The sequence below is a fragment of the Bacteroides oleiciplenus YIT 12058 genome (genome assembly GCF_000315485.1).
Lineage (GTDB): Bacteria > Bacteroidota > Bacteroidia > Bacteroidales > Bacteroidaceae > Bacteroides > Bacteroides oleiciplenus.
Genome location: NZ_JH992941.1, coordinates 557,712 through 579,361 on the forward strand (window position 1 = coordinate 557,712; position 21,650 = coordinate 579,361).

Annotated in this window: 17 protein-coding genes and 1 tRNA gene; 13 read left to right on the forward strand and 5 right to left on the reverse strand. The window is 44.2% G+C overall.

The genetic code is table 11. The features are described from left to right. The first annotated feature begins 33 nt into the window (after nt 1-33). The 6 genes from murC (at nt 34) to HMPREF9447_RS10245 (ending at nt 6,864) form a co-directional block, all read left to right on the forward strand. Nucleotides 34-1,413, forward strand: coding sequence for a UDP-N-acetylmuramate--L-alanine ligase (gene murC / locus HMPREF9447_RS10220; RefSeq protein WP_009129646.1), 1,380 nt, complete (start codon nt 34-36; stop codon nt 1,411-1,413). Between the two features lie 25 nt (nt 1,414-1,438). Beyond that, a complete protein-coding gene (locus tag HMPREF9447_RS10225) occupies nt 1,439-2,179 on the forward strand; it encodes a cell division protein FtsQ/DivIB (protein WP_009129647.1) in 741 nt (246 codons plus the stop codon). 18 nt (nt 2,180-2,197) lie between these two features. Beyond that, complete coding sequence (gene ftsA / locus HMPREF9447_RS10230; protein WP_009129648.1) at nt 2,198-3,622, forward strand: cell division protein FtsA; 1,425 nt, start codon at nt 2,198-2,200, stop codon at nt 3,620-3,622. A gap of 20 nt (nt 3,623-3,642) precedes the next feature. Beyond that, complete coding sequence (ftsZ, locus tag HMPREF9447_RS10235) at nt 3,643-4,962, forward strand: cell division protein FtsZ (RefSeq protein WP_009129649.1); 1,320 nt, start codon at nt 3,643-3,645, stop codon at nt 4,960-4,962. 17 nt (nt 4,963-4,979) lie between these two features. Then, nucleotides 4,980-5,429, forward strand: a complete 450-nt coding sequence (locus tag HMPREF9447_RS10240) for a GatB/YqeY domain-containing protein (protein ID WP_009129650.1) — start codon at nt 4,980-4,982, stop codon at nt 5,427-5,429. A gap of 187 nt (nt 5,430-5,616) precedes the next feature. Beyond that, nucleotides 5,617-6,864, forward strand: a complete 1,248-nt coding sequence (locus tag HMPREF9447_RS10245) for an acyloxyacyl hydrolase (RefSeq protein ID WP_044137978.1) — start codon at nt 5,617-5,619, stop codon at nt 6,862-6,864. Between the two features lie 286 nt (nt 6,865-7,150). On the opposite strand, the gene recO is transcribed toward HMPREF9447_RS10245, so the two are convergent. Then, a complete protein-coding gene (gene recO / locus HMPREF9447_RS10250; protein ID WP_009129653.1) occupies nt 7,151-7,885 on the reverse strand; it encodes a DNA repair protein RecO in 735 nt (244 codons plus the stop codon). 284 nt (nt 7,886-8,169) lie between these two features. Here recO and HMPREF9447_RS10255 point away from each other — a divergent pair. Further along, nucleotides 8,170-8,241: transfer RNA gene (locus HMPREF9447_RS10255), tRNA-Glu, on the forward strand. A 40-nt stretch (nt 8,242-8,281) separates the two neighbouring features. Next, nucleotides 8,282-8,536: a 30S ribosomal protein S20 gene (gene rpsT / locus HMPREF9447_RS10260; protein ID WP_009129655.1), complete on the forward strand. Its 255-nt coding sequence runs from the start codon at nt 8,282-8,284 to the stop codon at nt 8,534-8,536. 11 nt (nt 8,537-8,547) lie between these two features. Here the strand turns inward: rpsT and HMPREF9447_RS28430 are convergent, their stop codons facing one another. Continuing rightward, nucleotides 8,548-8,694, reverse strand: a complete 147-nt coding sequence (locus HMPREF9447_RS28430) for a hypothetical protein (RefSeq protein WP_009129656.1) — start codon at nt 8,692-8,694, stop codon at nt 8,548-8,550. Between the two features lie 54 nt (nt 8,695-8,748). Here HMPREF9447_RS28430 and gyrB point away from each other — a divergent pair, with 54 nt between their 5' ends. Next, complete coding sequence (gene gyrB / locus HMPREF9447_RS10265) at nt 8,749-10,710, forward strand: DNA topoisomerase (ATP-hydrolyzing) subunit B (RefSeq protein ID WP_009129657.1); 1,962 nt, start codon at nt 8,749-8,751, stop codon at nt 10,708-10,710. A gap of 244 nt (nt 10,711-10,954) precedes the next feature. Here gyrB and HMPREF9447_RS10270 read toward each other — a convergent pair whose 3' ends face one another. Then, a complete protein-coding gene (locus tag HMPREF9447_RS10270; protein WP_009129658.1) occupies nt 10,955-11,536 on the reverse strand; it encodes a DUF3109 family protein in 582 nt (193 codons plus the stop codon). Between the two features lie 70 nt (nt 11,537-11,606). Next, nucleotides 11,607-13,121 carry a 2,3-bisphosphoglycerate-independent phosphoglycerate mutase gene (gene gpmI / locus HMPREF9447_RS10275; RefSeq protein ID WP_009129659.1) on the reverse strand — a complete coding sequence of 505 codons (1,515 nt, stop codon included), beginning with the start codon at nt 13,119-13,121 and terminating at the stop codon, nt 11,607-11,609. A gap of 271 nt (nt 13,122-13,392) precedes the next feature. Between gpmI and HMPREF9447_RS10280 the strand changes: the two genes are divergently transcribed. Continuing rightward, the gene (locus HMPREF9447_RS10280; protein ID WP_044137981.1) at nt 13,393-14,319 is read left to right on the forward strand and encodes a magnesium transporter CorA family protein; all 927 of its coding nucleotides are present in this window, start codon (nt 13,393-13,395) and stop codon (nt 14,317-14,319) included. Between the two features lie 79 nt (nt 14,320-14,398). Then, nucleotides 14,399-15,952: an outer membrane protein assembly factor BamB family protein gene (locus HMPREF9447_RS10285; protein ID WP_009129661.1), complete on the forward strand. Its 1,554-nt coding sequence runs from the start codon at nt 14,399-14,401 to the stop codon at nt 15,950-15,952. Here the strand turns inward: HMPREF9447_RS10285 and HMPREF9447_RS10290 are convergent, their stop codons facing one another. Beyond that, nucleotides 15,953-16,558: a ribonuclease HII gene (locus tag HMPREF9447_RS10290; protein ID WP_009129662.1), complete on the reverse strand. Its 606-nt coding sequence runs from the start codon at nt 16,556-16,558 to the stop codon at nt 15,953-15,955. A gap of 96 nt (nt 16,559-16,654) precedes the next feature. Here HMPREF9447_RS10290 and HMPREF9447_RS10295 point away from each other — a divergent pair, with 96 nt between their 5' ends. Both HMPREF9447_RS10295 and HMPREF9447_RS10300 read left to right on the forward strand, forming a co-directional pair. Then, nucleotides 16,655-18,277 carry a tetratricopeptide repeat protein gene (locus HMPREF9447_RS10295; protein ID WP_009129663.1) on the forward strand — a complete coding sequence of 541 codons (1,623 nt, stop codon included), beginning with the start codon at nt 16,655-16,657 and terminating at the stop codon, nt 18,275-18,277. A gap of 218 nt (nt 18,278-18,495) precedes the next feature. Further along, nucleotides 18,496-21,633, forward strand: coding sequence for a SusC/RagA family TonB-linked outer membrane protein (locus tag HMPREF9447_RS10300; RefSeq protein WP_009129664.1), 3,138 nt, complete (start codon nt 18,496-18,498; stop codon nt 21,631-21,633). The last annotated feature ends 17 nt before the right edge of the window (nt 21,634-21,650 follow it).

A 21,650-nucleotide genomic window follows, 5' to 3' on the forward strand; every position in this document is an offset into this window, starting at 1 on the left:
TCACTAATCACTAACCGCTAAACACTAAAATACATGAATATAGAAAACATCAAATCCGTATATTTCGTTGGTGCCGGCGGCATCGGCATGAGCGCCTTGATACGTTATTTCCTATCCAAAGGAAAGCTCGTTGCCGGCTACGACCGTACTCCGAGCGAACTGACCGAGCACCTCATAGCAGAAGGTGCACAGATACACTATGAAGAAAACGTGAATCTTATTCCCGAAGCCTGCAAGGATAAGGAAGCTACTTTAGTGATATATACCCCGGCCGTTCCGCAAGAGCACGCCGAATTGGCGTACTTCCGCAATAACGGTTTTGAGATACAGAAGCGTGCCCAGGTTTTGGGAACCATCACCCATAGCAGCAAAGGTTTGTGTGTTGCCGGAACACATGGGAAGACTACTACCAGCACAATGGCTGCCCACCTGCTTCATCAATCGCACGTAGGTTGCACCGCTTTTCTCGGAGGCATCTCCAAAAATTACGAAACGAACCTGTTGTTGTCACAATCCAGCCCTTACACAGTTATAGAGGCTGACGAATTTGACCGTTCGTTCCATTGGTTATCACCTTATATGAGTGTGATTACTGCTACCGACCCCGACCATCTGGATATCTACGGCACAGAAGAGGCTTATCTGGAAAGTTTCCGTCACTACACTACCCTTATTCAACCGGGCGGTGCATTGATTATACATAAGGATATTACCCTGAAACCTGATGTACAATCCGGCGTAAAGGTCTATACCTACGCCCGCACCGAAGGTGATTTCCATGCCGAGAATATCCGTATCGGAAACGGTGAGATATTCATCGACTTCGTGGCGCCCGATACACGTATCAACGATATTCAGTTAGGTGTCCCCGTCAGCATCAATATTGAGAACGGCGTGGCAGCTATGGCACTCGCCCACCTCAGCGGCGCTACCGACGAAGAAATCAAACGTGGCATGGCGAGTTTCCGGGGTGTGGACCGTCGCTTCGACTTCAAAATAAAGAATGACAAGGTCGTATTCCTGAGTGACTATGCCCACCATCCTGCCGAAATTGCACAAAGTGTAAAGTCTATCCGTGATTTGTATCAGGACAAGAAGATTACAGCTATCTTCCAGCCGCATCTCTATACCCGCACCCGCGACTTCTACAAGGAATTTGCCGCTAGCCTGTCATTGCTCGACGAAGTTATCCTTGTGGACATTTATCCGGCACGTGAGCAACCCATTCCCGGCGTCACCAGCCAATTGATATATGACAATCTGCGTCCGGGTATCGAGAAATGCATGTGCAAAAAAGAAGAGATACTAAACCTGCTCTCTCAGAAGCAAATTGAAGTGTTGATTACATTAGGTGCCGGAGATATAGACAACTACGTCCCTGAAATCACAAAGCAACTGAGTATTGAAAATTAAGAATAATGTAAATTATAAATAGCCCATGTTCAAACGAATTCTATTGTCCATCGTCCTGCTGCTCATCATCGCCTATCTGGTGGTGGCTATCACGGCTTTCAACCGGAAGCCTGCCGGTCAGGTGTGTCATGACATGGAATTGGTTATCAAAGATACAGTTTATGCCGGCTTTATCACCAAGAAGGAAGTGACGGACATATTGGAAAAAAAAGGTATCTACCCCGTCGGCAAACCAATGGACCGTATTCGCAGCAAAACACTGGAAAAGGAACTTGCCAAACATCCGCTCATCGACGAAGTGGAATGTTATAAGACCCCCAGCGGAAAACTTTGCGTGGAAGTCAGCCAGCGAATCCCCATCCTGCGAGTGATGAGTGCTAATGGCGAAAACTACTATCTGGACAACAAAGGAACGGTGATGCCGCCCGATGCAAAGTGCGTCGCCCACCTCGCCATCGTGACCGGAAGAGTAGAAAAGTCGTTTGCCATGAGGGATTTATATAAGTTTGGTGTATTTTTGCAGAATAATAAGTTCTGGGACGCACAGGTTGAGCAGATACATGTGCTGTCCGACAGGAATGTTGAATTAGTGCCGCGCGTAGGCGACCATATCATCTACCTCGGCAAACTGGATGGCTTCGAGCGTAAGCTCGACCGGGTGAAGGCCTTCTACGAAAGAGGATTAAATAAGGTAGGATGGAACAAATATTCCCGCATCAGCGTTGAATTTAGTAACCAGATTATCTGTACAAAACGAGAAAAATAAATAAATAGGAATATATCTATGGCAACAACAGAATTTATCGCCGCTATTGAGTTGAGTTCTTCCAAGATTTCCGGCATTGCAGGAAAGAAGAACAGTGACGGAAGCATACAAGTGCTGGCTTATGCGCGTGAGGATGCCGCTTCTTTTATCCACAAAGGCGTCATCTATAACATTGATAAGACCGCACAGGCATTGACTTCCATCATCAACAAGCTGGAAAGTCAGTTGAACAACTCCATTGCCAAAGTATATGTAGGCATCGGCGGACAGTCATTGCGCACAGTAAAGAATGCGGTAAGCCGTGTGCTCGAAGAAGAAGGGATTATCTCGCAAGAGTTGGTAGACGCAATCAGTGACGAAAACCTCGAAGTTCCCTTGATGGATATGAGCGTGCTGGATGTCGCCCCGCAAGAATATAAGATAGACAATAATCTCCAGGCTGACCCTGTAGGAGTGGCAGGTAAACGTATTACGGGAAACTTCCTGAACATCGTGGCGCGTGCCTCCCTCAAGAAGAACCTGGAACACAGCTTTGAACAGGCCAAAGTGGAAATAGCCGATTTGCTCATCGCCCCGATAGCCCTGGCAAACGCCGTACTGACAGAAAGCGAGATGCGCTCGGGTTGTGCATTGGTTGACTTCGGTGCAGATACCACTACTATTTCGGTATACAAGAACAATATACTCCGCTTCCTTAGTGTACTGCCATTGGGTGGAAATAACATCACCCGTGACATCACTTCCCTGCAAATGGAAGAATCGGAAGCCGAGCAGTTGAAACTGAAATACGGCGATATGCTTTATGAGGAAGAAGAGACTGAAACTCCTGCCGTTTGCTTGCTGGAAGACGGCCGTAGCATCGAGCTCAGCGTATTGAACGACATCATCGATGCCCGTGCCGAAGAAATCCTTGCCAACGTATGGAATCAATTGCAACTTTCAGGATACGAAGACAAGCTATTGTCCGGTGTCATCTTCACCGGTGGCGGCGCCAACCTGAAGAATCTGGAAGAAGCATTCCGCAAACGCAGCAAAGCCGAAAAGGTGAAAACGACGAAGTTCATCCATAACACCATATATGGCTTTGGCGATGTATTGAAGAAAGACGGAATACAAAACACTTTACTCGGACTACTTGCCTCAGGAAGTGAGAATTGCTGCCTGCAAGAAGTGAAACCTACGCCTGTAGTTCCCCCTACTCCTCCCAAGCCTGCTGATATGTTCGGCAACGACGAAGCCCTGAAAGAACAGGAAGCTGCCGCCCGTGCCGCCAAAGCCCAGCGCGATAGAGAAGAGAAGGAACGCCGCGAACGGGAACGCAAAGAAAAAGAACGTAAAGAAAAAGAAGAGAAGAAGAAAAAGAAGAAAGAAGGTCCCGGTTGGTTTGAAAAGACCTTCAACAAACTTTCCAATGAAATCTTCTCGGATGACGATTTGAAATAAACTTAATAAAATAAGGAACTATGGACGATATAGTACAATTCGATTTCCCGACAGACTCACCGAAAATCATCAAAGTGATTGGTGTAGGTGGTGGTGGTGGTAACGCTGTGAACCACATGTACCGGGAAGGCATACACGACGTGACGTTCGTTCTGTGCAACACAGACAACCAAGCGTTGAAAGAGTCTCCCGTCCCCGTGAAACTACAACTGGGGCGTTCTATCACCGAGGGACTGGGTGCCGGAAACCGTCCCGAACGTGCCCGCGAAGCCGCCGAAGAAAGCAACGAAGAAATCAAAGCACTGCTGAACGACGGTACGAAAATGGTATTTATCACCGCCGGAATGGGTGGCGGAACAGGTACGGGAGCCGCTCCTGTCATTGCCCGCATCGCCAAGGAGATGGACATCCTCACGGTTGGTATCGTCACCATACCTTTCATCTTCGAAGGTGAAAAGAAGATTATTCAGGCACTGGACGGCGTGGAACGTATCGCCCAGCACGTGGATGCCTTACTGGTTATCAACAACGAACGCCTGCGCGAAATATATTCCGACCTTACATTTATGAATGCTTTCGGCAAGGCCGATGACACCTTATCCATCGCTGCCAAGAGTATTGCCGAAATCATCACCATGCGCGGAACGGTGAATCTGGACTTTGCCGATGTGAAGACCATCCTCAAAGATGGTGGCGTAGCTATCATGAGTACCGGCTTCGGCGAAGGTGAAAGCCGTGTGACGAAGGCTATAGACGATGCCCTGCACTCCCCGTTGCTGAACAACAACGACATCTTCAATGCCAAGAAGGTGATGCTGAACGTTTCGTTCTGCGAAAGCTCGGAACTGATGATGGAGGAAATGAACGAAATCCACGAATTCATGAGCAAGTTCCGCGAGGGCGTAGAAGTTATCTGGGGTGTGGCTATGGACAATACACTGGAAGGTAAAGTGAAAATTACCGTACTTGCCACCGGCTTCGGTGTGGAAGACGTTCCAGGTATGGACAGCGTACTTGAGAAACGCAGCCAGGAAGAAGAAGAACGCCAGCTTCAACTCGAAGAAGAAAAAGAAAAGAACAAAGAACGTATCCGCAAAGCATACGGCGAAAGCGCCAGCGGCATCGGAAGCAAGAATATCCGCAAGCGCCGCCACATCTACATCTTCAATCCTGAAGACTTGGACAATGCCGACATCATCAGCATGGTGGAAAGCTCACCTACATATCTGCGTGATAAGAGTACTCTGAGCACCATCAAAACCAAAGCTACCGCTGAGGGACAGATGGCCACGGAAGAAGCACAAGGAGGCGAAGACTTAGGAGGCGTAATCACTTTTTAAATTGAAAATTGAGAAATATGGATTTATTTGAAAGAGTCAGCGAAGACATTAAAACCGCAATGAAAGCCAAAGATAAAGTGGCTCTCAGCACATTGAGAAACATCAAGAAAGTATTCCTGGAAGCAAAGACTGCTCCGGGAGCCAATGATACCCTGACCGACGACGCTGCATTGAAAATTATGCAGAAGTTGATGAAGCAAGGCAAAGATGCTGCCGAAATCTATATACAGCAAGGCCGCCAGGACTTGGCAGACGAAGAACTGGAGCAGGTGAAAGTTATCGAGGTTTATCTGCCGAAGCAGATGTCAGCCGAAGAGCTGGAAGCCGCCCTAAAAGAAATCATTGCTGAAACCGGTGCTACCGGTGGTAAGGATATGGGCAAAGTAATGGGCGTTGCTTCCAAGAAACTTGCCGGACTTGCCGAAGGGCGTGCCATCTCTGCAAAAGTAAAAGAATTACTGGGATAACTCCCTGTTTTTATTCTTATTGCAAGCCGTGTTTACACAGGAATAACCAAATTCCTGTGAAAACACGGCTTCTTTTCGTATTTTCTTGAGTATCATAATTTCTTTTTCAAATACTATCATTATATTTGCCACGCATTTTAAGGGAATATCCCTCATAATAATAAAACTAGAACTCTGGCACAATAATATGAAAAGCAATATAAAGATATGGAAACTGATGGCTCTCGCAGGAGTAATGCTTTTCTTGTCTAACGTTGCTAACGCAAAAAGCCGGATACAAGACAACGTGCCGGGCTATAATCCGGACACAGCTTCCTTCGCAAAACGTTTCATCCACAGACTTGGTGTAGAATACCGCCCCGGGTACATTTTCCAAACCAGTTCTTTCCTGGCAGGAGACAATGCCCAATGGAAACCTTTCGAATGGGGTTATTCCGCCCATCTGAAATATTCATTCCAGTTCAAGCCCAATACCTGCGCCGACCGCATTTACGGCAGCGCCTATCAAGGCATAGGCGTAGGATACTATGACTTCGGCAGCAAAGAAGAACTGGGAACCCCACTTGCCATCTATCTCTACCAAGGTGCACGCATTGCCCGCATCACCTCACGGTTATCACTCAATTATGAGTGGAACTTCGGTCTGTCCCTTGGCTGGAAACCTTATGATGAATACGAAAACATGCACAATAGCGTCATCGGTTCAAAAGCCAATGCCTATATCAATGCCGGATTGCAACTGAACTGGATGGTTGCGCGGGAAATCGACCTGATTGCCGGAGTGACAGGTACCCACTTTTCCAATGGTAACACGAAATTTCCGAATGCAGGCCTGAATACCATAGGATTGAAAGTAGGAGTTGTCTACAACTTCAACAGGCCAAAAGAGGCGCTCACCAAACCCATATATTGGACTCCCGTACCCAAATTTCCGCGCCACGTCAGCTATGACCTGACCCTATTCGGTTCGTGGAGGCGAAAAGGCGTATGGGTGGGTAGCGGACAAATCGCTTCACCTGACGCTTATACAGTGCTTGGTTTCAACTTTGCCCCTATGTATAATATCGGATATAAGTTCCGCACCGGAGTATCACTGGACGGCGTTTACGATGCAAGTTCCAATGTTTATACTATTCCCGGAAACGGCAATGAGTGCTATAAACCTGCTTTCCACAAGCAGTTAGCTTTGGGAATCTCCGGACGCGCCGAATACGTGATGCCATACTTTACGGTAGGTGTAGGCATCGGCGCCAACATTCTGCACGGTGGTGGCGACCTCAAAGGTATCTATCAGGTACTGTCTCTCAAAGTTGAGTTGACCCGCAGTTCCTATCTGCACGTGGGTTATAATTTGAAAAATTTCAGTGATCCAAACTATCTGATGTTGGGTATCGGCTTCCGTTTCAACAACAAGTACCCTACTTTCCATCGCTGATAAGAAGCTCTTCAGAGAGTGCAAAGTCCCAACAATATCTTATCCCATATCATTAACAAACAGCACCTTACAGTTTCCCACTGGTAGGAAACGACAGTTTCAAGCCTTGGGAACGCAAGTTTCCGGGTGCAGGAAACGACAGTTCCCCCTAATAGGAACGACAGTTTCCTCTTACGGAAACGCGAGTTTCCCTTAATGGGAACTGCAGTGTCTCCTAATGGGAACTGTAATTTCCCCTGATGGGAACCACCTCAACCTCGTATAGCGGAGTTACGCTTCATGGATATCAATCAGCATCAAAGAGTTCCTTTAATACTTCAAGAGACTTTAGTACAGGAAAATCGGGCAAGTGGAGACGATAATACTCATTCATAATTGTCAGGCAACGTGTGCGTTCCGCACGGTTCATGGCAAAAAGATGCATCGTTTCATAATTCATGCGCATCAGCATTGTCAATCGCGAAGATTCCTCAGGAAGCACATAGGAAGAGTGAAGTTGCGGACGCAAAGGGGTGAAGCAAGCATTCAGCAAATCGAAGTAATCACCTGTTTGATAATCGTCCAGATTAGGATATAGCCCCAGGAAGCGGGAAAGACGCATCAGGAACACCAGATGGAAATTAGCGAAACTATCACGACACTCGTCCAGCCAGATAATGGAATGCTGCAGATAAGCAAATAGCGGACGGTTTTCCGCCTCCTCACGCACCGCACGGTAAAGGAACTCAGCCAGAAACAACGCAATGGCAGATTTATACGGATCGTAAGGAATCGTAGAGAACGGATAGAAAGACTTTGCCTCCTTTATCTTATATAGAGTTGCATTCGGAGGGAAATCCGCCTCCATCTCCACCAAAGCCAACGGCTGAAACAACACCGATTTCACCGTAGCTTTCCGCGAACGTGGTATCTTTACAATGAACGAAGCACGTCCGGCAACCTCCGTATAGATGTCGGCTATAAGAGACGTATCGTTATATTTTAGGGTGCGCAACACAATCCCCAGCGTTTTCTGTAACATCCGCGTTTACTGTTTTAGTTTCAATCCGGTAACAAAACTACGAAAAAAGGCGGAAAGAGCGAGAACAAAACAAGGAGAAATAAAAAAAAGCAGGTAGTAGAAGAAAAAATGAAAGCTTTTATCAGACTGATATTCAGATAATAAACAGTAAAAACAGAAAGAATCGCTAGTAATCCCTTCATTTTTTTCTTGTGATTATTTTGTCAATTCAAAAATAGTCCCTACATTTGCAACCGCAAACGAGAGATAATCTCTCTGCAAGAGCAGAAATGCTCACTAAGGATGGCCCGTTCGTCTATCGGTTAGGACGCAAGATTTTCATTCTTGAAAGGGGGGTTCGATTCCCCCACGGGCTACAATTAAAAAAATAAACGAATTAAAAAAAGATTAGTCGAGATGGCAAATCACAAATCATCACTGAAAAGAATCAGACAAGAAGAGACAAGAAGACTTCACAACAGATATTATGGTAAAACCATGAGAAACGCTGTTAGAAAGCTTCGCTCTACAACCGACAAAGCAGAAGCTACTGCAATGTATCCGGGCGTAACTAAAATGTTGGATAAATTGGCTAAGACCAATGTAATCCACAAAAATAAGGCTAACAACTTAAAGTCTAAGTTGGCTCTCTACATTAATAAGCTAGGATAAGCTAATTAATATTACACACAAAGATATACCGAAAGGTTGGACTTTTCAGTCCAGCCTTTCTGCATTTCCACCCCTCTGTCCCACCCTGATTCCAGCACCTTTCGAAAGAAGCTAAAAAGCTGTAAACGAATGAAATTTATGACTTGGTTTAGTTTCATATCTCACGATTTTTCACTATATTTGCTCTGTTATTTGAATAAGGAAATTATATTATGACTGAAGAACAGATTAACTCCAATAACGGGAACTATTCTGCCGAAAACATCCAGGTTCTGGAAGGTTTGGAAGCCGTTAGAAAGCGTCCCGCGATGTATATTGGTGACATTAGTACAAAAGGACTTCACCACCTGGTTTATGAAGTTGTGGATAACTCTATCGACGAAGCGCTCGCCGGCTATTGCGACCACATTGAAGTAACTATCAACGAAGACAACTCCATCACTGTACAAGATAATGGCCGTGGTATTCCGGTTGACTTCCACGAAAAGGAACAAAAGTCAGCACTGGAAGTTGTTATGACCGTATTGCATGCCGGTGGTAAGTTCGATAAAGGTTCTTACAAAGTATCCGGTGGTCTTCACGGCGTAGGTGTATCTTGTGTGAACGCCTTGTCCACCCACATGACTACGCAGGTTTTCCGTAACGGAAAAATCTATCAGCAGGAATATGAATGCGGTCACCCGCAATATCCGGTAAAAGAAATCGGCACAAGTGACATCACAGGTACACGCCAACAGTTCTGGCCGGACAATACTATCTTCACGGAAACCGTTTACAACTACGAAATCCTCGCTTCCCGTATGCGCGAGTTGGCCTATCTGAATGCCGGCATCAAGATTACGTTAACTGATCTTCGTGTAAAAGACGAAGAAGGAAACGCTAAGATGGAAATGTTCTATTCGGAAGAAGGCTTGAAGGAATTTGTTCGCTACATCGACTCTTCCCGCGAACACCTGGTGAACGATGTAATTTACATCAACACAGAAAAGCAGGGTACGCCGGTGGAAGTAGCTATCATGTACAATACGTCTTATAACGAAAATATCCACTCCTACGTAAACAACATCAATACCATCGAAGGTGGTACGCATCTTGCAGGTTTCCGCCGCGCACTGACCCGTACGCTGAAGAAATATGCCGAAGATAACAAGATGTTGGAAAAAGCTAAAGTAGAAATTGCAGGTGATGACTTCCGCGAAGGTCTGACCGCCGTTATTTCTATTAAGGTGCAGGAACCGCAGTTTGAAGGCCAAACAAAGACGAAGCTCGGCAACAGTGAAGTTATGGGAGCCGTAGACCAAGCTGTGGGCGAAGCTCTGAACTATTACTTGGAAGAGCATCCGAAAGAAGCGAAACTAGTGGTGGACAAAGTGATTCTGGCCGCACAGGCACGTGTTGCCGCACGTAAAGCGCGTGAGTCTGTACAACGTAAATCACCGATGTCCGGTGGTGGTATGCCAGGTAAACTGGCCGACTGTTCAAGCAAGGACCCGGAAGAATGCGAATTGTTCCTCGTCGAGGGTGACTCGGCAGGTGGTTCGGCCAAACAAGGCCGTGACCGTAGATTCCAGGCCATCCTGCCACTTCGCGGTAAGATTTTGAATGTGGAAAAAGCCATGTGGCACAAGGCATTCGAAAGCGATGAGGTAAACAACATCATCCAGGCACTGGGTATACGTTTCGGTGTGGACGGAGAAGACAGCAAAGAAGCGAACATAGATAAGTTGCGTTACAAGAAGGTGATTATCATGACCGATGCCGACGTCGATGGTTCTCACATCGACACGCTGATCATGACACTTTTCTTCCGCTACTTCCCGCAGGTGATTCGTAATGGATATCTGTATATCGCTACTCCACCCCTCTACCTCTGCAAAAAGGGTAAAGTGGAAGAATATTGCTGGACAGACCAACAACGTCAGAAGTTCATCGACACTTATGGTGGTGGTTCAGAAAATGCCGTGCATACACAACGTTACAAAGGTTTGGGTGAAATGAACCCGGAACAGTTGTGGAGTACAACCATGAATCCGGATAACCGTATGTTGAAGCAGATAAGCATTGAAAATGCCGCCGAAGTGGATTATGTGTTCTCCATGCTGATGGGTGAAGACGTAGGACCACGCCGCGAATTTATTGAGAAGAATGCAACGTATGCAAATATTGATGCGTAAAGAAATCAGTGATTAATGATTAACGATTAGTGATTAGTCACTGAATAACTCGTTTTTATTAACCAACCTCACATCTTACAACGAAGAAGCGCCGGACGGACAGGAGAATCCTGTTGACCGGCGCTTTTCTTTTTGTCTCATGAGATAGAAAAATCCGTCACACGGGACAGATTTTTTCATCCCACGGAACGGATTTTTTCAGCTCACGAGATGATTTTTTTCGTCTCATGGAACGGATGCTGTGTTACAACATATTCTGCTTCTTCATTTCCTCTGCCACCAGTTCCAGTTCCGCATACCAATCTTCACCAAACTTGCGTATCAACGGCTCTTTCAGGAATTTATATACCGGAAGGTTCTCTTTCTGTCCCAATAAGACAGCCGCTTTGCAGACATCCCAACGGCTATAGTTCACAGCTTTATAAACTCCGTAGTTTCCTACTCTTATCGGATACAAATGACAGGAAACAGGTTTATAAAAATCTGTTTTACTTTCCCGATAAGCCTTTTCAATAGCACAGTAACAGCAACCCTTCTCATCATAACAAGTAAAGACACAATCCTTATTATTAACAATAGAAGTAACCAGATCGCCTTCGCAATCCGTATAAACAACTCCTTGCTTTTCTAATACGGTACGTGCCTCAGGCGAAAGTTCATCCCAGATTATCGGAAGTACTTCTTCCAGTTTCGCTATCTCATCCAACTCTACAGGAGCACCGGCATCCCCTTCAATGCAACAGGCGCCCTTACATGCACCCAAATCGCAAAGAAACTTCTCACGCAGCACATCAAAACTCACCACTACATCACCTATCTGTATCATCGCTCATTCAAAGATTAGAAAAGAGAAAGGCGGAGTAATCCCCCGCCTCTGCCCGTATAGTTATAACAGTTTACTTAATTAAATCTTTACCTGTAATCTCAGCCGGCTGCGCCATGCCAAGAATATGCAGGATAGAGGGAGCAACATCTGCCAAAACACCATCTTCAACTTTAGTAGCCTTGTTCTCCGTTACATAAACAAACGGAACAGGATTCAGAGAGTGAGCTGTGTTCGGAGTGCCATCTTCATTCAAAGCGTGGTCGGCATTACCGTGGTCGGCAATAATGATGACTTCATAATCGTTAGCTTTAGCAGCTTCCACTGTATCTTTCACGCATTCGTCGATAGCTTTTACTGCTTTTTCAATGGCGCTATAGATACCGGTATGGCCTACCATATCACCATTAGCATAGTTCACGACAATGAAATCGAACTTCTGAGTATTGATAGCTTCTACCAATTTATCTTTTACTTCATAAGCACTCATCTCCGGCTTCAAGTCGTATGTAGCAACTTTGGGAGATGGAACCAAGATACGCTCTTCTGCATCATACGGAGCTTCGCGGCCACCGTTGAAGAAGAAAGTAACATGTGCATACTTCTCTGTTTCAGCGATGTGCAACTGAGTCTTGCCCTGAGCAGCCAGATATTCACCCAACGTATTCTGAACATTTTCTTTATCGAAAAGGATATGAACACCCTTGAATGAAGAATCATAAGGAGTCATGCAGTAATACTGCAAACCCGGAATAGTATGCATACCTTGTTCCGGCATATCTTGCTGTGTTAATACAACAGTCAATTCTTTAGCACGGTCGTTACGATAGTTGAAGAAAATAACAACGTCACCTTCCTTGATAGTACCATCTACGTTACCATTTACAATCGGTTTGATGAACTCGTCCGTTACACCTTCATCATAAGATTCCTGCATGGCCTGAACCATATCCTTAGCGACTTTACCTTCGCCGTTTACCAACAAATCATAAGCCACTTTCACACGCTCCCAACGTTTATCGCGGTCCATAGCATAAAAACGACCTACAATAGAAGCAATCTTGCCGGCAGATTTAGCGCAATATGCAGAAAGCTCTTCGATAAAGCCTTTACCACTCCTTGGGTCAGTATCACGACCGTCCATGAAGCAGTGGATAAATGTATTCTCTATTCCATATTCTTTAGAGATGTCGCACAATTTAAACAGATGATCCATAGAACTGTGTACACCACCATTGGAAGTCAATCCCATGAAATGAATGTTCTTGCCGTTTTCTTTGGCATAAGAGAAAGCAGAAACGACTTCCGGATTCTTCATAATACTATTGTCGGCGCAAGCACGGTTAATCTTCACCAAGTCCTGATACACGATACGTCCAGCACCGATATTGAGGTGTCCCACTTCTGAGTTACCCATTTGTCCGTCGGGCAGACCTACATTTTCGCCGCTTGCCTGAAGCTGTGAGTGAGGATATGTTGCCAACAGACTGTCCCAGTACGGAGTGGGCGTATTGAAAATCACATCATCTTTGCCTTGATCACCGATACCCCAGCCATCAAGAATCATTAAAAGGGCTTTCTTACTCATAATATTAATTGATTTTAATTGTACAATCCTTAACCTTAGGAAAAATGTTCTCTTTAGAGAAGAATGAATTTTCCGGGTGCAAAGGTACGAAAAAGCACGGTTAATGCGTACTCTTTCAAATGATTTATGTACTTTTGTCCCGCTTTAAAAAACAAAAAAGAAGAAATATGGACGATTCAAACCCACGAACGTGCAATAGTATTTACAATTAAAGCGAACTGAGACGTTGCTCGCAATGCCTCTATTCGTACTAAAGAAAGGAGGCAATAAGATGAGAACGTATCTTTATTGTGAGGCCGGCTTTGTGGAAAAGCCGCAATGGATGCCCAATAGCTGGGTAAACGTTGAATGCCCTGATGACAATGATTTCGATTTCCTTACCCAAGAACTGAAAGTTCCCGAATCATTTCTGGAAGACATCGCCGATGCGGACGAACGTCCGCGTACAGAAACAGAAGGCAACTGGTTGCTCACTATTCTGCGTATCCCGATGCAGAGCAGTCAGCATGGCATCCCTTTTATCACCGTACCCATCGGCATCATCACCAATAACGAGATTATCGTATCGGTATGTTACCATAAAACGGAGCTTATCTCGGATTTCATCCAGCATACGCGCCGCAAAGGCATCGTAGTGAACAATAAACTGGATTTGATTCTGCGGATGATCTACTCCTCTGCCGTCTGGTTCCTGAAATACCTGAAGCAAATCAACAATGATGTTGCCAACGCGGAAAAGGAATTGGAGAAGAGTATCCGAAATGAGGACTTGCTCCGCCTGATGAAGTTGCAAAAAACCCTCGTTTATTTCAATACTTCCATCCGTGGAAACGAAGTGATGATCGGCCGTTTGAAGAATATCTTCCAGGACACCAATTATCTGGATATGGAGCTATTGGAAGATGTCATTATCGAACTGAAACAGGCATACAACACAGTGAATATCTACAGTGATATCCTTACGGGCACAATGGACGCCTTTGCCTCCATTATTTCCAATAACGTCAATGCCATCATGAAACGTATGACGAGTCTTTCTATCACGCTCATGATACCGACACTGATAGCCAGTTTCTATGGTATGAACGTGGATATTCATCTGGAAGGTTTTCCGTATGCGTTCATATTTATCATTCTGATTTCTGTTATTTTATCAGCCGGAACATTTATCTGGTTCAGGAAAATCAGATGGTTCTAACAGCCTCTTAGTATTTTCATCACATTTTGGCCGGATTTCGCAAATAATATATATTTTTGCTCCAAATAAGTCAATGAACATGAAAATACACAGGATTCTAACGCTTGTATGCCTGACCCTCGCGGCATCAGTATCTTATGCGCAATCTGCAACCATCGTCGTAGGAAAAAAGACAGACGGAACAGATCTGAAAGCACAGTGTTACACTTTCCCGCAACGGGTAGAAACCTTTTCCATGAGTGGTAAGGGAGATTATCTCTGTGTCAGCTTCCGGGAAACGACCAAAAGTGGCAAGTATCTGAAAAACAAAGGAGAAATTGGATTTTATGATACCAAGAGCAGCCAGTTGCTATGGAAACAGCCGATTAACTTTGGCAGAGCAAGCATAGCCTGTCTCTCAGAAGGAGTATTAATAACCGAAATTGGAAGTAAGATTTCATTGCTCAGCAAAGAAACAGGGGAAAAGAGATGGGAGGCAGACTTGTTTCCGGTATATACAGACGATTCGTTGGGCTTGGTACTGGGATATAACTTTTCCGCCTCCAACAAACTCCGCGCTGTCAGCCTGAAGTTCGGGAACACCCTATGGGAAAACAAGATACCCCACCAGTACGGTTGGAATGAGGTTCTTGAACTCGAACAGAACAAGCGAATGATTGTAGCGGATGAACTGCACAAACTGGACTTCATGACCGGAGAGCTGCTGACCTTTCCGGGAAAGCCGGGAGCCCACGACACCAAAGCGGCACTGCTACAAGGACTGGTAGCCGTGGCTGGGGCAGCAGTTGGCGCAGCAGCAAGCGGCGGTGGATATTACTACAGCTACGTTCCCATCGCCAGCAATACAATCACGGGACTCACTTCCAATATACTGTCTCAGGACTCACTTTATTATTGGGCGGACCGTCAACAGATTTCATGTATGGACACAGCCTTCAACGTTGTGTGGCAGAAGGAATTCCCTGATGTAAAGGCCTCCCGTTCCCAACTTTTCGTACAAGACGGAAAGTTGTTCATGCTTAATTACGGTTACGGTCTGCGCGAAGGTGCAAGCCGTAAGAAATACGGTCGTCCGTTCATAGCCTGCTATGGTCTGGACGGAGAAGAAATTTTCTTCAACCAACTCAGCGTGAAGAAAGATATGATTGAAGATGCCCTGCGGACTGATAATGCACTATTTATGTTATTCGACGATGGGCTGGCTTATCAGGAACTGACGGATTCGGTCGTAAATATTGTACCTTGGGATACCAAACAATACGGAAAACTGGAAGCCATACTACCCACTACGCTCTACATGGCAAACAAAGATACGACGGTTTTTCAGTCGCTTGCTTTCGACGGAGAACACTGCTTGGTATATAATGACCAAGGAATAATCTACGAGGTAGACAAGGATTTAAATATCAGAAATACCTATGAACGGGAATATATCTATAGTCCCAGTATCCGGCTGAAAGATTATCTGTGCATCGGCAATCGTGGAGACTACTGGTTTATCCACGAAATGGGAATGCCTGTAGCCCATCTGGAAACAAATTTCAAAAAGGGGCGGGTGATTGATAACAAACTTCTGTTACTAAATGACAAGAACCAATTCCTGTTTATTGATTTGGACGAAGCGATAAAATAATTATCCGAAGTCCAGTGCCAACTGCCCGTCACTCAGCAGATTGAACGTCATGCGGTGGTAGGGCGTAGTTCCGTGTTCGGCAATGGCGGCACGATGTTTTTTGGTGGGATAACCTTTGTTGTGATCCCAGTCGTAATAAGGAAATTCTTCGTGCAGGCGGTTCATGTAGTCATCACGGTAGGTTTTGGCAAGAACAGAAGCAGCAGCGATAGAAAGATATTTGCCATCACCTTTGATTACCGTTGTATGCGGCAGGTCCTGATATTTCTTGAAGCGGTTACCGTCAATCAGAAGATGCTCCGGACGCATCTTCAACTGGTCTACCGCACGATGCATGGCGAGGAAAGAGGCGTTCAGGATATTTATTTTATCAATCTCTTCAGGGGATACAATGCCGACAGCCCAGGCCAATGCTTCTTTTTCTATCACTTCACGCAAGGCATAACGCTGGTGCTCCGTCAGTTGCTTGGAGTCGTTCAGCAGTTCGTTCTTAAAATCTTTGGGAAGAATAACGGCAGCGGCATACACAGCTCCTGCCAGACAACCACGCCCGGCCTCATCACAACCGGCTTCTATGAGGTCTTTATTTAAGTAAGGTAACAGCATCAATTATTAATTTAGAGATACAAAGATAAATCTTTTTGAAGTCAAACCTGACTTTTAGAAGGAAAATAATTACATTTGCAGAAATAAGACTATACCATGAAGAAAGCTCTGTATCTAATACTTGCAGTTCTCTCGCTAACTGTGCCACCTTTACAAGCCCAAGATATAAAACAAGCCAAGACTTTACTTGAACAAGCTCGGAATGCTTTGTTCAGTAATCCTAAGCAAGCCTCTTATTATGCAAGTCAGGCTGCCGCCCTGTTTCCCGAAGACCAACCTAATGAGATTCGTACTCAAGCCATGATTCTGCACAGTCAGGCTGAACAATTGCTGGGCAACTTCGACCTGAGTATCAAGAATCTATACGATACACAAAGATATATCAGCCCCGCCAACAAACTACAGACGGCTCAACTCTATTCTCTCATGGGGCGCGTTTATAGCAAGCTGGGCGATTATAACAAAGGCATCGAACTGAATGACAAAGCCACTTCCATCTTCAAATCTTTAGGAGATTCGGCTTCGGTGGCCGGATGCTATAATGAGCGTGGAGTCATGCACTACTTACTTGATGAATTTGTGGTAGCTGAAAGATTTCTTCAACGAGCACTGACAATCAACCGTGCCCAACGAAACTTAAAAGAAATAGCTACCAATCTGAATAATTTATGCCTATATCAAGGGGATACGGAAAAGAAACTCTCCCTTATTCAAGAAGCAATCGCCATTAACAAGAATTTGGATGCGCAATGGTCCTTGGGTGAGAACTATAATAATATGGGCAAACAGTATTATTTCAGCGAACAATACTCCAAGGCCCTGGATGCTTTGCAGAAAGCCTATGAGTACGCCCATAACATCGGTGCCAAAGAGTTGATTTGCGATAATTATGAATACTCATCGTGGGTACATGCCGCCATAGGCGACTATAAACAGGCCTACACCCGCCTCAGCCAGATGTATGCTTTAAGTAAAGAACTGCAAAGCAGTAACAAGCTGCGCAACATTGAGCAGGAAATCTCCTATAAGAGATACCAAGACCAGAAATATGCTACCGAGATGCAGGAGCAAACCTATAAGATAGAACTACTAAAACGCAATTTATGGCTTCTGGGCAGCATACTTGTTCTTGGATTAGCTTTCAGCATCTTCTTATATAAATGGTATAAGCGCAGAAAAGGCCTTCAACTGATAGAAACCCGTTATCAACTGGAACTTTCTCAACGCGAATTATCCGAACTGAAACTGCACCAACAAGAGTTGGAACTACAGAATATACAGAATGCATTGGATAGTAGCCAGCAAGAAGTAACCAGCTTCGCCGTCTTCCTGAGAAGCCGCAATGAATTACTGGACAAAATACGCGAAATGATTAAGGAAGGGTACAAAATGGATAACCAAGCACTTATTCCCCATCTGAAAAAAGTGAATGCCTATATCAGTCAATACCAAAGCGGAGACAAAACCAATAATGCGTTACTGTTGAATATCGAAGAAAAAAGTAAAGAATTCATTAAAAGGCTAACAAAAGAACACCCGAACCTGACACAAGGAGAAAAATATCTGGCAACCATGCTGCGCGTCAATCTTTCAACGAAAGAAATCTCAATGATTAGCGGCAACAGTCCCAAAACAATCAATATGAATCGCTACAGATTGCGTAAGTCTTTGAACTTACCAACAGAAAAAGACCTGGTGGAATACTTGCAGAGCTTCTAAAACACCTATTAGAATAAACAGCCTGTTTGTAGATATGCGTCATCAGCATATAGCATTATATTACAAGCATTTACAATTATCATTGTAGATCAAAAAGTCAGTAATTTCACCACCTTTGTAGATATTTTACAGACCATTCTTCATAGGAATACCCCAAATTATATCTCTTTCTTTGCCATGTGAGAAACAAATGTTATTAACCTTAAAAACTATCACACATGGGTAAAATTAAAAAGTATTCCTTAATACAAAGAGCCGCTTTGTTGTCCTTGCTCTTTGTATGTTTGGTACCGCTAAGTTCTTTAGCACAAACCATCCAATTAACCGGTACAGTAACTGATACCAAAGGAGAAACCCTCATTGGCGCCAGTGTTTTGGAAAAAGGTACAACCAATGGTTGCATTACCGACATCGACGGTAACTTTGCACTGACTGTTGCACCCAATGCGACAATGGTAATCTCTTATGTGGGCTATGTGCCGCAGGAAATTCCTTTGAAAGGACAGAAAACATTAACAGTAACTCTGAAAGATGATACTGAGATGCTGGATGAAGTAGTAGTAGTAGGTTATGGTACTATGAAGAAAAGCGATATGACCGGAGCCATTTCTTCGGTAAAATCGGAAGATTTGATGAAACGTGCCACTACCAGCGCCACCGAAGCACTGCAAGGTAAAATTGCCGGTGTAAGCGTATTGAAATCCGGTGGTAATGCAGGTGCAAGTATCTCTGTAAAAATCCGTGGTATCAAAACGATGGGAGACAACGAACCACTTTATATCATCGACGGTTATCCCGGTGACATCAACACCATCAACCCACAAGATATCGAATCCATGGAGATCCTGAAAGACGGTGCAGCCGCTGCAATCTATGGTTCGGTAGCAGCCAACGGTGTTGTGATTGTCAGCACAAAGAATGGCAAGGCGGGTGAGATGAAGATTTCATTCAATACCTACATGACTGTTAATAATGTTGCTAAAAAGTTTGAGATGCTGGATAGTGACGGGTATTTAAAAGTTCATAATATGATGTATGACAATGCAAACAGAAAAAAGCCCGGCTATTTAACATTCACGAACTCGGATGGGAGCATAAAGAATCCGACAGGAGCTAACACCGATTGGCAGGACGAAATGTTACGTACCGGAATTGCACAAAACTATTATGTGAATGTAAATGGCGGTAGTGAAAATGCGAACTATTCTATTTCTTACGGTCATGCTGACGAAAAAGGTATTTTCAGAGGAAACTCCTACATTCAGGATAATGCACGCTTAAAAGTAAACGCCCGCAAATATATTTTTGAATTTGATGCCGGTTTAAACTTTAAAGCCACACAGAGCAAACAGCCACAATATTCTTTGAAGGAAATGTATTCCATATCCCCATTAGTACCTGTTTATGATGAAAGTCAAGAATACGGTTATGGACTGACAAACATGTCCGTAGGCGATGTAAAAATGCAATTTCCAACGAACCGCAATGTCATGGCAGACGACCATTACAAAAACAGAAAAGACAATGGATATAGCATAACTGGTAATATCGGCCTAACCATGAAATTTGCTCCCTGGCTGACATTCAAAACGACTTATACATACGACGGTTATTATGCCAATACCAAATATCACCGTGCAAAATATGTGGCCAGCGCACAAGAACCCAGCTTATATCCTTACAACTATGAAGCTAACTCTTACTGGTATCAACAGACTTTTGAAAATGCATTGACATTCATGAAAGACTTCGGCAAACATTCTGTTACTGTCATGGCCGGTAGTTCTATCATTGCCACCCGCAAGGATCAAAGCACGGTAGATGTAGAAGGAAAAAGAACCAAATATGAAGTTATTGATGGACAATTAAGTTCATCAGAACTCCCCAATGGCTTCTTTGATCCGACTTCTCCAACAATCAATGCCGGCAAAGGTGGTACATACACCGGTACAGGTACATATTATGAATATAACCGTGCTTCATTCTTTGGCCGCTTAAATTACTCATACGCCAGCCGTTATCTATTACAGGTTACAATGCGTACAGACGGTTCTTCTAAGTTTGGTAAAAATAACCGTTGGGGTACATTCCCATCTGTTGCCGTAGGCTGGAGAATCAGCGAGGAAGAATTCTTTCCGAAAAACACTCCGATCAGCAATTTGAAGTTCCGTGCAAGTTGGGGAAGATTGGGTAGCGAAAGTGCCTTGGGATATTATTATACTCCTGTATTGAGTAATTCCAATACTCAATGGATGAGTTATCTTCAAGGAGGTAACACATGGACAGGAATGTCAAATCTTTATTTGACTAATGACGATTTACGTTGGGAAACCACTGATACCAAAAACATTGGTTTCGACTTTGGTCTTTTCAATAATAAGTTGAACGGTACTATCAACTATTACTATAACACAACCGAAGATCTGTTGATTGAAAAAGTGATGCCTCCTTCAGCCGGTATTTACAACCCAACAGTAAATGTGGGTAAAATGGTCAATAGAGGATTTGAATTGGAATTAAACTATGGTGATACGGTTAACGGTTTCGATTATAATATAGGAGTCAATCTTTCTACTATCCATAATGAAATGTTGAAAGCAGATGCCAATCAGGTGCTTTATGGTTCTGCCTGGAAAGGTTCTGGTCATTTTGTAACTCAAACATTAGAAGGTTATCCGGTTGCCAGCTTCTGGTTATATCAGACAAACGGAATATTCCAAAGCGATGCTGAAGCTGCCTCCTATGTAAATAGTAAAGGCGAACAACTACAGCCTAATGCAAAAGCAGGTGATATCCGTTTTGTAGATACGAATAGTGATGGTGCTATTGATGCCAACGACAAAGTATATAGTGGTTCCGGTATTCCTAAAGTAGAAGCAAACTTATCATTCAGCGGTTCTTACAAGAGCTTTGACCTTTCTTTCCAGTTAGGTAGTGCATGGGGACATAAACTATACAACGTCAACCGTTTATACTACGAAGGAATGGATGCCGGTAGAAATTATTTCAAAAGTACTTTAGATGCATGGACACCACAAAACACCAGGACCGATATTCCGAGAGCTGTATTAGGCGACCCTAATCAAAACACCCGTGAGTCAGACCGCTTCCTTGAAAATGGAAACTTTGTTCGTCTGCGCCAACTCCAGTTAGGATATAGCTTACCTAAAACACTTGCAAAGAAACTGTTCTTGGAAAAATGCCGTCTTTATGTTAGTGGAGAAAACTTATTCACTATCACGAAGTACTCAGGCATTGATCCGGAGTTCTCTTCCAGCATTCTGGATACAGGTGTCGACTCTTTCGTATATCCATTTACACGCTCTTACGTAGTAGGTTTACAAGTTACATTCTAATTACTCAAAAACTAAAA

What these genes read in the sequence shown, in the direction of transcription:
- HMPREF9447_RS10245 (WP_044137978.1), top strand. Translation starts at nt 5,617, where the DNA reads ATGAAAAGCAATATAAAGATATGGAAACTGATGGCTCTCGCAGGAGTA.
- HMPREF9447_RS28430 (WP_009129656.1), bottom strand. Translation starts at nt 8,694, where the DNA reads ATGAAACTAAACCAAGTCATAAATTTCATTCGTTTACAGCTTTTTAGC.
- murC (WP_009129646.1), top strand. Translation starts at nt 34, where the DNA reads ATGAATATAGAAAACATCAAATCCGTATATTTCGTTGGTGCCGGCGGC.
- HMPREF9447_RS10285 (WP_009129661.1), top strand. Translation starts at nt 14,399, where the DNA reads ATGAAAATACACAGGATTCTAACGCTTGTATGCCTGACCCTCGCGGCA.
- rpsT (WP_009129655.1), top strand. Translation starts at nt 8,282, where the DNA reads ATGGCAAATCACAAATCATCACTGAAAAGAATCAGACAAGAAGAGACA.
- ftsZ (WP_009129649.1), top strand. Translation starts at nt 3,643, where the DNA reads ATGGACGATATAGTACAATTCGATTTCCCGACAGACTCACCGAAAATC.
- gyrB (WP_009129657.1), top strand. Translation starts at nt 8,749, where the DNA reads ATGACTGAAGAACAGATTAACTCCAATAACGGGAACTATTCTGCCGAA.
- HMPREF9447_RS10295 (WP_009129663.1), top strand. Translation starts at nt 16,655, where the DNA reads ATGAAGAAAGCTCTGTATCTAATACTTGCAGTTCTCTCGCTAACTGTG.
- HMPREF9447_RS10225 (WP_009129647.1), top strand. Translation starts at nt 1,439, where the DNA reads ATGTTCAAACGAATTCTATTGTCCATCGTCCTGCTGCTCATCATCGCC.
- HMPREF9447_RS10280 (WP_044137981.1), top strand. Translation starts at nt 13,393, where the DNA reads ATGAGAACGTATCTTTATTGTGAGGCCGGCTTTGTGGAAAAGCCGCAA.
- HMPREF9447_RS10240 (WP_009129650.1), top strand. Translation starts at nt 4,980, where the DNA reads ATGGATTTATTTGAAAGAGTCAGCGAAGACATTAAAACCGCAATGAAA.
- recO (WP_009129653.1), bottom strand. Translation starts at nt 7,885, where the DNA reads ATGTTACAGAAAACGCTGGGGATTGTGTTGCGCACCCTAAAATATAAC.
- HMPREF9447_RS10270 (WP_009129658.1), bottom strand. Translation starts at nt 11,536, where the DNA reads ATGATACAGATAGGTGATGTAGTGGTGAGTTTTGATGTGCTGCGTGAG.
- ftsA (WP_009129648.1), top strand. Translation starts at nt 2,198, where the DNA reads ATGGCAACAACAGAATTTATCGCCGCTATTGAGTTGAGTTCTTCCAAG.
- gpmI (WP_009129659.1), bottom strand. Translation starts at nt 13,121, where the DNA reads ATGAGTAAGAAAGCCCTTTTAATGATTCTTGATGGCTGGGGTATCGGT.
- HMPREF9447_RS10300 (WP_009129664.1), top strand. Translation starts at nt 18,496, where the DNA reads ATGGGTAAAATTAAAAAGTATTCCTTAATACAAAGAGCCGCTTTGTTG.
- HMPREF9447_RS10290 (WP_009129662.1), bottom strand. Translation starts at nt 16,558, where the DNA reads ATGCTGTTACCTTACTTAAATAAAGACCTCATAGAAGCCGGTTGTGAT.